We start from the raw sequence: 1,844 nt of genomic DNA, 5'->3' as shown, positions 1-1,844 counted from the left end.
CCCCGAAGAAGAGCTTCGTGCGCGAGGATCTGGCCAGCGCCGGCGTGCGCCTGGAGGCCGCCCTGAAGGACGAGGCCCGGGGCGGCAACCGCAGCCCCGCTCAAGCCCGGCGCGAGGGCGAGGCCCTGTTCCAGTCGGGCCGCGCGGCCCAGGCGCTGCCGCTGCTGGCCGCGGCCCTCGCGGCCGAGCCCGCCGACCCGCAGAACTGGCTCGCCTACGCGCGGGCGGCGGACGCGCTCGGCAACGACGAGCAGGCCGGCACCTACAGCGAGCGCTACCGCCGCCGACAGGCCGCGCTGGCTACCGCCTACACGGCCTATCTGCGGGCGGGCACGCCGCAGGGCGAGGCGCGGGCGCTGGCCTTCCTCGGCGAGGCGCAGGGGCGGCAATCCGCCTGGCGCCCGGCGCTCGAGGCCTACCGGGCGAGCCTCGCGCTCGACGACCTGCCGAACGTCCGCGAGACCTACGAGGGCCTGCGCGCCGAGCACGGCTTCCGCATCCTCGACTACAAGGTCGATTCGGACGCCGCCGCTCCGCGCGTCTGCTTCACCTTCTCGGAGAGCCTCGCCGCGAAGACCGACTTCGCGCCCTTCGTGGCGGTGGCGGGTGCGGCGAACGCCGCCGTGACGGCCGAGGCGCAGCAGATCTGCGTCGACGGGCTGAAGCACGGCAGCCGCTACAGCATCGTGCTGCGCCAGGGCCTGCCCTCCGCGGTCGGTGAAGACCTCCTGAAGGCCGCCGACTACGAGATCTACGTGCGCGACCGCGCGCCCCAGGCCCGCTTCACCGGCCGCAACTACGTCCTGCCGCGCACCGGCCAGGCCGGCGTGCCGCTGCTCTCGGTCAACGCGCCCAAGCTCGCGGTCGAGGTGCTGCGCGTCGGCGACCGCGGCCTGCTGCCCGCGCTGCGCTCCGAGGAGTTTCTGAGCCAGCTCAGCGGCGCCGCCGCCCAGACCATCGCCGAGCAGAAGGGCATCCGGGTCTGGAAGGGCGAATTGGAGACCGCCAAGGCCGAGCTGAACCAGGAGGCGGTCACCGCCTTCCCGGTGCTCCAGGCGGTGGGCCGGCTCGAGCCCGGCCTCTACATCATGCAGGCACGCCCCGCCGGCACGGGCACCGAGGACGGCGACTACGAGCAGCGCGCGACCCAGTGGTTCGTGGTCTCGGACCTGGGGCTGACCGCCTTCCGGGGGCGCGACGGCGTCCACGTCTTCCTGCGCTCGCTAGCATCCGCCGACGCGGTTGCCGATGCGGAGGTCCGGCTGGTGGCCCGCAACAACGAGGTCCTGGCGACCCGGCGCACGGACAAGCGCGGCTACGCGGCCTTCGATCCCGGCCTCGCCCGCGGGGAGGGCGGCATCGCCCCGGGCCTCGTGGTGGCGCAGGTCGGCGACGATTACGGCTTCCTCGACCTCAACCTCTCGGCCTTCGACCTCACCGATCGCGGTGTGAAGGGGCGGGCGGATGCGGGCGCCGTGGAGGCCTACGTCTTCCCCGAGCGCGGGGTCTACCGCTCCGGCGAGACGGTGCAGGTCACCGCGCTCTTGCGCGACGCGCAGGGCGCCGCGATCCCGAACCTGCCGTTGACGCTGGTGGTGAAGCGGCCCGACGGCGTCGAGTACCGCCGGGTGCAGGTGGCCGACCAGGGGCTCGGCGGCCGCGCGCTCTCCTTGGCCCTGCTCTCGGGCGCGCAGCACGGCACGTGGCGCATCGCGGCCTACACGGACCCGAAGGCGCCGGCGGTCGGTGAGGCGAGCTTCCTGCTGGAAGATTACGTCCCCGAGCGCCTCGACGTCGATCTGAAGCCGGCCCACCCCGCGCTGCGGCGGGACGAGCCCGCCGAG

General features: G+C 74.3%; 1 protein-coding gene. It reads left to right on the top strand.

Translation table 11 applies throughout. The features are described 5' to 3' along the window. On the top strand, positions 1 to 1,844 hold a 1,844-nt coding region (locus AX737_RS01235; protein ID WP_245293376.1), incomplete at both ends, for an MG2 domain-containing protein.

Source organism: Methylobacterium sp. CCH5-D2 (assembly GCF_001556475.1).
In the GTDB taxonomy this organism is placed as follows: Bacteria; Pseudomonadota; Alphaproteobacteria; order Rhizobiales; family Beijerinckiaceae; genus Methylobacterium; species Methylobacterium hispanicum.
The sequence above is the reverse complement of the archived record's forward strand: the minus strand, read 5'-3'. Positions and strand labels throughout refer to the sequence as shown.